This window comes from Homoserinimonas sp. (assembly GCF_056262345.1).
The window spans coordinates 23,377-31,732 of sequence record NZ_JBACFR010000105.1 but is presented as its reverse complement, the minus strand read 5'-3'; the positions used below and the strand labels follow the sequence as shown (position 1 = coordinate 31,732).

The 8,356-nt window shown below is 65.5% G+C and carries 6 protein-coding genes; 1 reads left to right on the top strand and 5 read right to left on the bottom strand.

All coding sequences use genetic code 11. From position 1 onward, the window contains the following. Positions 1-71: 71 nt before the first annotated feature. Positions 72-3,752 carry a beta strand repeat-containing protein gene (locus tag AC062T_RS05520; protein WP_476028149.1) on the bottom strand — a complete coding sequence of 1,227 codons (3,681 nt, stop codon included), beginning with the start codon at positions 3,750-3,752 and terminating at the stop codon, positions 72-74. A gap of 195 nt (positions 3,753-3,947) precedes the next feature. Here AC062T_RS05520 and AC062T_RS05515 point away from each other — a divergent pair, with 195 nt between their 5' ends. Continuing rightward, on the top strand, positions 3,948-4,460 hold the full coding sequence (locus tag AC062T_RS05515) for a mycothiol transferase (RefSeq protein ID WP_476028147.1): 513 nt from the start codon (positions 3,948-3,950) through the stop codon (positions 4,458-4,460). Between the two features lie 49 nt (positions 4,461-4,509). Here AC062T_RS05515 and AC062T_RS05510 read toward each other — a convergent pair whose 3' ends face one another. Genes AC062T_RS05510 through AC062T_RS05495 form a run of 4 tightly spaced genes read right to left on the bottom strand, consistent with a single transcriptional unit; the run spans position 4,510 to position 8,333 of the window. After that, on the bottom strand, positions 4,510-4,953 hold the full coding sequence (locus AC062T_RS05510; protein WP_476028145.1) for a hypothetical protein: 444 nt from the start codon (positions 4,951-4,953) through the stop codon (positions 4,510-4,512). A 51-nt stretch (positions 4,954-5,004) separates the two neighbouring features. Beyond that, positions 5,005-5,583, bottom strand: coding sequence for a nitroreductase family protein (locus AC062T_RS05505; RefSeq protein WP_476028143.1), 579 nt, complete (start codon positions 5,581-5,583; stop codon positions 5,005-5,007). Between the two features lie 45 nt (positions 5,584-5,628). Continuing rightward, positions 5,629-6,597: a squalene cyclase gene (locus AC062T_RS05500; RefSeq protein WP_476028141.1), complete on the bottom strand. Its 969-nt coding sequence runs from the start codon at positions 6,595-6,597 to the stop codon at positions 5,629-5,631. A 38-nt stretch (positions 6,598-6,635) separates the two neighbouring features. Continuing rightward, positions 6,636-8,333 carry a long-chain-fatty-acid--CoA ligase gene (locus AC062T_RS05495; protein WP_476028139.1) on the bottom strand — a complete coding sequence of 566 codons (1,698 nt, stop codon included), beginning with the start codon at positions 8,331-8,333 and terminating at the stop codon, positions 6,636-6,638. Positions 8,334-8,356 lie beyond the last annotated feature (23 nt).

Below are 8,356 nucleotides of genomic sequence, written 5' to 3'. Positions count from 1 at the left end.
GTTTTCGGGGGTGCCGAGCGACTAGCTTAGGCTGCCCCCCGCCTGGGCCGCAGGGCAGAGCGCCGAACCGGCTACTCTGCCCTGCGGCGAAGCAGTCGCACTCCGAGGCCCAGCCCGCCGAGGGCGAGAAGTGCAACCGCCAGGGCCACGAGCATCCCGGGTTCTGTTCCCATGAACGGCAGGGCCGAAACCGACGAGACCGCAGCTGGTGCGACAGTGACGCTCACCGTGCCGGTCGCCGTCAAGCCAGACGCGTCGGTGAACGTGTAGGTGATGACCTCAACGCCCGAGAAGCCGGCCCGCGGGGTGAAGGTGATCGTTCCGTCGGGGTTGATCACCGCTGTGCCGTTCTTGGGCGGTGTGACGGAGGTTACGACGAGACCCGTCCCCGTGCCGCTGCCCGAGACGTCGAAGGAGAAGGAGCGACCTGCTGCACCCTTCGCAACGCTGGGCGCCGCGAACGGGCGCACGGAGACTGTCACCGTCGCCGTGACGGAGGTGCCGGCCGCGTCCCGTGCCGTGTAGGTAAAGGTCTCGATGCCGGAGAATCCCGCGGCGGGCGTGTAGCGCACGCCCGTTGCCGTGAAGGTCACTGTGCCCCGCGCGCTAGGAGTTCCCGTGCCCGTGATGACGAGGCCGGTTCCCCCGTCGTTCGCGAGAACGTCGATGTCGAGCGGCTTGCCGGCATTCGTCGCTGCGAGGTCATCGGGAGCCAGGGGAGTGACGAGGATGCTCACGGTCGCGTTGTCGGTGCCGCCAGCGCCAGAAAGGGCGTAGGTCAGGGTGTCGAGCCCCGAATAGTTCGCGGAGGGTGTGTAGGCGAGGTCGCCGTTCGTGGCGATGGTGACAGTTCCGTGCAATGCCGCCGCATGGGAGGTGACGGTGAGCCCCGTGCCGATGTCGTTCGTCAGCACGGTGAGGGTGGCCGCCGTGTTGAGCGGGGTCGTTATCGAGTCGTCAACCGCGCGTGGTGTGACGGTGACGGTGACGGTGGCCGTGGCGGTTCCGCCGTCGTCGTCCGTGAGGGTAAACGTGTAGGAGGCGCTGCCCGAGAATCCGGTCGTGGGCGTGAAGACCGCGTTGCCGTCAACGAGCGCGACGGTTCCGTTGACCGGGCTACCGACGCTGGTCAGTTCGAGTCCCGTTCCTGTTCCCGCAGCTTCAAGGGTCGCGGCCGTTGACGTGACTGCGGTGCCCGTTGGAGTCGTGGTCGAGCGATTGCTGGCCGTCGGAGTGACCGTCACGGAGACCGTGGCTGTCGACGTGCTGCCCGTAGCATCCGTCACCGTGTATTGGAAGCTCGCCTCGCCCGAGTATCCCGGCCTAGGAACGAATACGGGGTTTCCGGAGACGAGCGAAACCGAGCCGTTTGTCGTACTGCCGACGGAGGTCAGAGTGAGTCCCGTGCCGGTGCCCGCCCCCACCAGCTCTGAAGCGGAAACGGTGAGGCTCGTGTTCACGGGAGTCGTCTTCGAGGCGGGCGCAGCCACGGGGCTGACCGTCACGGTGACAGTAGCCGTCGCGGTGCGGCCAGCATCATCCGTTATTTCATAGGTGAAGGCTGCATTGCCGGAGAAGTCGTCCTCGGGTGTGTAGACGATCGCGCCGGCCGAAATTGCTGCCGACCCCGACGATGGGGTCGAAACATCCGTAATCTCAAGGCCCGTTCCAGCGTCATTCGCCAGGACGGTGACGGTGACGGGAGTGCCAGCTGGGGTCGACTTGTTGTCGTTCGTTGCGATCGGAGTGATCGTTATCGTGACCGTATTTGTTGCAGTCCTGCCCGCACCGTCGGTAACGGTGTAGGAGAACGAGTCGGTGCCCGAGGTGCCAGCGGTCGGGGTGTATCGATACCCACCGGTGACCGTTGAGCGGGTTCCGCCGGTGGGTGCGCCTACGGCGGTAATCGTGCCACCCGTGCCCGCGGTTGCCGCGAGCAAACTCGCTGTGGTCACGACGACCGATGAGTTGGCTGCGACGGTCGTCGTCACGGGTCCCGCCGTCGGGAGCACCCGTACGGCGTAGGTTTCCGTCGCGGTGAGGCCGTCGTCATCGGTGAGCGTGAAGGTGAACGAGGCGTTGCCGGAGAACCCAGGAGTCGGGACGAAGACGGGGGAACCGGCCACGATCGAGACGCTTCCGTTGACGGCGTTGCCGACCGAGGTCAGCTCGAGCCCCGTTCCCACGGAATTATCGAGCAGTGTGTCGGGGTCGATCGTGACGGTGACATCGACATAGGTGCTGGTGTTGAGTCCGGCCGCGGCGATCGGATTCACGACGACGTAGACGGTCACATCGCCGCTAGCCGTCGAGTAGACGAAGGTGTCATTGCCTGAAAAGCCGACCGGTGGCGTGTAGGTGAACGCGCCGCCCGAGTAGGTTGCCGTGCCTCCCTCGGCGGTAGTCGTGGGCGAAACGAATCCGAGAACTCCGGATGCGGGGAGCGTGACGGGCACATCCGACTGCGTCGCGAGCTCGACCTGCGTGCGGGCGATCGTGGGAGCATCCGGCGACGGGTCTTCGTTGCCCACCGCGTAGGCCTGGTTCGCGAGCGGGCCGGGAGTCATGGGCGCCGTTGCGCTGACCGTCACCGTGGCGGTCGCCCCGACGGCGAGGCGGCCGCCGTTGCAGGTCGCGACCGTCTTTGAGGTGTTGAGTACACAGGAGGTGTCGGTGCTCGTCACGGTCGTGTTGGTGAGACCTGCGGGGAGCGTGTCCGTGAGTACGAAGCCCGACGTGATGCCCGGTCCGTCGTTCGTGACCGTGACTTGCCACGTGATGTTCTGACCGACGCCGATTTTCACGGGCCCTGTCTTGGTGACGGAGAGGGACGACTCCTGGGCTGTTGCACAGTTCGTCGCATCGCTCTTCGAGTTGTTGGGAGCCTGTACGGTGCTCACCAACTGGAAGGTGGGGTTCCCGCTCGCGGGGTTGGTCACAGAGATTTGACGCATCTTGCCGTCGGTGGCGATGAAGGCGAGGTTTCCGTTGGTCATCGTAAAGGCGGAGCCATAGCTGGCCTTGGGCAGGGCCGGAACATCGAACGTCGTGACAGTGCCCGCTGTGGCCAACACACCATTAATGTCGATGCGGTAGATCGACGGGGACTTGTTGTAGTTGGCAGCCCAGAGAAACCCTGACTTGAACGTCAAGTCGGCAAAGACGGGTGCTGGTCCTGGGGTCAACGTTATGGTCGTGCGAGTGGGACGAGGTGTGCTGTTCTCGCCCGTCACATCCTTAAGGCCTGCAATCTTGTGGATGCTCGATGTTCCGCCGTTTCCGGACGCGACGTAGTAGTTGCCCACAGCATCGAACTCGCCGCTGTCCCAGAGTGCGCTGTCGTAGGTTCCCAGTGCCGGCGCCGAGAGACCTAGGGGGGCGAGGGTGCCGTCGTCTTTGATACGAACAAAGCTGCCGAGGACACTTGTGCCCTTGGCGTAGCGCGTGCCGTAGAGGTACTCGTCCGCGGGGTTGAAAGCGAGGGCGTTGTAAAGATTGTCACCGCTTTGCGTCGTCGGGAACGGAGTCCAGACCGAGGTGCCCTGGCTGGTGTAACTGCCAGTGCTGAGCGTGAGGACGCCACCAGAAGATTCCGTCTGCGCGAAGAATCGCGGCTCGGTGCAGTCGAAGGCGGGCGAGGCGGCTGCTGTCGCCGCTGGGACCGAAATTGCGGAGATCCCGCCGAGCGCGAGAGCAACAGCGAGGGCGCTCGCAATGGGTGCCATCGTTCGACGAAGGGTCGGGTGTGCCATCGGGTTGGCCTCTCGCTAGGAGGAATGCTGCCCTCGGGAAAGGGCGTTGTAGTCGCGCGGGATAGAGAGTCCCTCTTGGTATATTGCCGGGGTCTGGCGCGCTTCGGGGCCGCACAACGTGAATTTCCCCCGGATTGGGGGTGCCGCTTCCGCGCATGGGTGTCGCTGTGCCACAGATGGGTGAACAGTGAAGACATGTCGTCTGCAACCGCCGTTCTTGCCGATTCTTACGGGCGCGTCCGCGAATCCGTCCTCCATGTGACGCGCGGGCTCACCGCCGACCAGCTCTCCTACAGGGTTGACGGCGAGGCGAATACGATCGCCTGGCTCATCTGGCACCTCACGAGAGTTCAGGATGATCATGTTGCGGATGCGATGGGTGCGGAGCAGGTGTGGACGGCCCGTGGTTTCGCCCAGGACTTTGGGCTGCCATTCCCGCCGTCGGCTACCGGTTACGGGCAGTCTGCCGACGAGGTCGCTGCGGTGCAGGGAGTCTCAGTTGACCAGCTTGTCGCCTACCACGAGGCCGTTTGCGCACGCACGCTCGAGTTCATCGCGATCCTCAGCGATGACGACCTCGACCGGGTGATCGACACCTCCTGGGACCCGCCCGTCAGCCTCGCCGTGCGACTCGTCAGTGTGATCGCCGACGACCTCCAGCATGTCGGGCAGGCGGCCTTCATCAGGGGAGTCATCGAGCGGCGTTGACCGCCGCGATTCTTCGGCCGCGCGGCGGGAAGGATGCGTCCCCGGCGCACTAGCGCGAAGCGTCGATCCGCCTGAACGTGACGCGCATCCATTCGCGCCAGGTTCCCGCGGCGCATCTCAGCTCCCAGCGCGCCGACATTGTTGCGGGGCCGGTAAACGCCAGGATCGCTCGCGCGTCTCCCGCGTCGATCGCGTACCGGCCTCTGCTGTCGACCGCGCCGTTGCTGTGCTCGATCGAGCCGTCTTGCTCATAGGACGTCTGGAGGATCCCGCCGTCGGGTTGCGGGGAGGGCGTCAGAATTTCGAGCGATTGCCGGCGTTCGCCTGAGATGACAACGTCGACTCGGTGGGCGAGGTGGATGCCTCCGGGGAGAAACTCGTAGATGTCGCGACCGTGCCATCCCTCGGTTTCGCCATCGTCTGCCACGAGCACGCCCGTCGTCTCCCAGGTGCCCGCGAGCCGGGCGAGAGTGCGCGAGGCGGTTGTCTCCATTAGCTGAATATGCGGCGACTTGCGCGCGCTGTCAACGCTCGGATGGTGCCTTTATTCGTGAGGCATGCGCCCCAGGAAATTTCGAGGATCAAGTGGTGGCCGTTTAGATTCGTTCAGCCTCCCGCGGAATGCCTCGTCGATAGCGCCGACATAGAGCCACCCCATGAGCAGTTCGTTATCGCGCAGGCCGTGGGCAGCCCGCACCTCGGGCGCATTCGTGAGCATCCCCGTGCGCCACATCACGCCCCAGCCCGCGGCCCAGAGAGCAAGTTCGAGCAAGTGTGCTGCGCCAGCAGCTGTCGCATGCTGCTCCCATTCGGGGACTTTCGGATGCTCCGTAGGGCTCGCGACGATGGCGATGAGCAGCTCTGCGCGAAACGGCTTTGTGGTGAATTCACCGGGCTCACGAATCTCGCCCTCTGCGGCATCCATCGCTTTCGCCAGCCGCATGCGGTCGTCGCCCCGCAGCGTAATCAGACGCCACGGCCGCAACGCCTTGTGATCGGCCACGGGAGTCACCGCGGCGAGGATCTCGACCAGCTCGGCATCCGTCGGCGCTGCTGGGCCGACCTTGGAGACAGACCGGCGGGCGGCCATCGCCGAGAGCAGCGGATGCGAGTCAGAAGTCATGCATGCCATTCTCGCCCCAGAGGGCGCCGGATGCTGCCCGCGGGGTCAGCGCGCAGCATCCCACCAGTCCAGCACTCTGGTGCCGCTCAGTGTGAGCCACCGCGAGGCTTCGCCCTCGGGCACGTCGATATCGAACCAGGTGCGGCCGGCCAGGGGAGTGCCCTGCAGCCAGGTGCCGTCGGGTTGGCGTGCCTGGCGAACGAGTTCGACGGCATCCTCCAGCCTTGGGTCAGGTGGCGTCTCGTCGAGCAGGGCAGCAGCGCGAAAATAGTCGAGTGCGGTCAGAGCGCTGTAGCGCCAGCGGTGCGGATGCACGAACTGGGCGATAAAGTCGCCAACCGGTTCGCCCGTGGTTGCCCTCCGGAGCAGCCGCCGCTCGAGCAGGTATTCCTCGCCTCCGTGGCGGGCCTCCCGCAGGCTCGGGTCTGCCGTTATCTGCTCGTAGGCGAGCATCTCGCGCAGGGCGTTGAGGGTTGAATGGAACGACGATCGGGTGGAGTTGCCCTCCTCTGCCTCGCAGTTCCATCCGCCGTCCTGCAGGCGGTGGGCGGGAAACCACGCCACCAGGTCAGAGACGTCGGCTCCCAGCCACGCGCCGTTGGCGAGGGTGAAGGCGTTGATGCACACGTCGATCTCCCCTCCCCAGTAGGGCAGATCGTCATATTCCCAACGGCTGTTCGCCGCGAGCTTGTCGGCCGTGCCCTCAAGTGCCGCAGCGTCGACTCCCCATTCACGCAGGTCCTTGAGCGACCAGGTTGTTGCCGTCCACGGCTGGCCGGGTTGCTCTGATTCTGGGCTGCCGAAGTGCCCTGCCGGAAAGTACGCGCCGCCATCCCACTGACCATCCTCGTCTTGGTGGGCCAGCAGCTCGGCACCGTGACCTTCGGTGGCGACGCGCGACCTGGTCGCCTGCCACACCTCCGGAGGGGCCCCAGCGAGGTCACGCTCGACTTGCCAGCGCAGCGCGGGGTCGGAATCCAAGAGCCAGTCGAGCACGCGGGTGTCTGTCGCCATGGGACCTGTCCCTTCCGGTAATGCCTCGGGTGGTCTCGTTACCGCCCGAGTATCTGGTCTCGCGCCTCGCGCCGCAAGACCTTGCCGATGAGCGAGCGGGGCAATTCGTCGACGGCGAGGATGCGCTTGGGCACCTTGTAGGCGGCGAGTCGTGCGCGACAAAAGTCGCGAATTGATTCCCCGTCGAGAGCGACACCCTCGCGCAGCACCACGGCGGCAGCAACATCTTCTCCGCCCTGTTTGCGAGGCAAGCCGACCACGGCCGAGGCCATGACATCCGGATGCTCGCTCAGTGTGCTCTCGACCTCACTGGGGGAGACGTTGAACCCGCCCGTGATGATGAGCTCCTTGAGCCTGTTGACGATCGTGACGAAGCCATCCCCCGAGACGGTGGCGATGTCGCCGCTGCGAAGCCATCCTCCCGGCAGGAGCGCCTCTGCGGTGTCGGCGGGCCGCCCCCAGTACCCCTGAAAAACCTGGGGACCGCGGATGAGCAGCTCGCCGGATTCGCCGAGAGGGCGGTCGATTGTGGGGTTTTCGGGGTCGACCACGCGAATCTCGGTGCTGGGGAACGGCACCCCCACCGTGCCCGGTCGCCGGGTTGGCCCCATCGGGTTTCCGAGCGCTACGGGCGAGCTCTCGGTCATGCCATAGCCCTCCACGAGGAGGCCGCCGGTCGCCTCTTCCCAGCGTTCGACGGTCGCGACGGGCAGGCTCATGGCTCCCGAGATGGCGAAACGAATTGTGGAGAGGTCGATCGAGCCGCGCAGCGCAGAGCGGGCAAGCTGGTCGTAGATGGGCGGCACGGCGGGCAGAAATGTGGGCGGGCTGGTGCGCACAGCGGCCTTGACCAGGTCAACGTCGAACTTGGGGAACAGCACAAGCTTTGCGCCCATGCTCATGGCGAAGGTGAGGCACAGCGTCATGCCGTACGCGTGAAAGAGGGGGAGCACGCCGTAGAAGGTCTCTTTGCCATCCACGAGTCCCGGCACCCAGGCGCGGCCCTGCATCGCGTTCGCACGCAAATTGGAGTGGGTGAGGATGGCACCCTTGGGGTGGCCGGTTGTTCCACTCGTGTACTGCAATAGGGCGACGTCGTCGATCGCCGGTCCTGCGACTCGTCGCGAGATGCGGCGGTGGTCGAGCAGCGCCTTCCAGGTGAGCAGATGCCGCGCCTTCGGCGTGCTGGTCAGCTGCGCGCGAGAGGCCCGGGCCTTGGGGACGGGCAGGCGCAGCGCCACCCGCTTGCCGAAGGGCAGCGCCGTGGTGATGTCGACGCTCACGATGTGCTCTACGGCCAGGTCGCGGGGGAACGCGGCGATCGTGTCGTAGGTCTTATCCCAGACGACCGCGAACTGGGCGCCATGGTTTTCGAACTGATGGCGAAGCTCACGCGCGGTGTAGAGCGGATTATGTTCGACGACGATCGCGCCGAGCCTGAGGGCTGCGTAGAAGGCGACAACATGCTGCGGGCAGTTGGGCAGCACGAGCGCAACTCGATCACCCTTTTTGACCCCCAGCCGGCGCATCCCTTCTGCCGCGCGGTCGATCTGTTCCCCCAGATCGCGATAGGAGGTCACGGCTCCGAAGAATTCGAGGGCCGGTCTCGGGCCGAAGGCCTTGATGCTCGCGGACATCATCTGAGGCAGGGTTTGTGAGGGCTCGTCGATCTCGGCTTCGACCCCCTCGGCGTATGAGGAGAGCCATGGTCGTGATTCGTAGGGGTTGCTCGACACGACTCCATCCTCCCGCTAACCGT

Coding starts and splice junctions, on each gene's coding strand:
- AC062T_RS05520 (WP_476028149.1), bottom strand. CDS start 3,752: ATGGCACACCCGACCCTTCGTCGAACGATGGCACCCATTGCGAGCGCC.
- AC062T_RS05515 (WP_476028147.1), top strand. CDS start 3,948: ATGTCGTCTGCAACCGCCGTTCTTGCCGATTCTTACGGGCGCGTCCGC.
- AC062T_RS05510 (WP_476028145.1), bottom strand. CDS start 4,953: ATGGAGACAACCGCCTCGCGCACTCTCGCCCGGCTCGCGGGCACCTGG.
- AC062T_RS05505 (WP_476028143.1), bottom strand. CDS start 5,583: ATGACTTCTGACTCGCATCCGCTGCTCTCGGCGATGGCCGCCCGCCGG.
- AC062T_RS05500 (WP_476028141.1), bottom strand. CDS start 6,597: ATGGCGACAGACACCCGCGTGCTCGACTGGCTCTTGGATTCCGACCCC.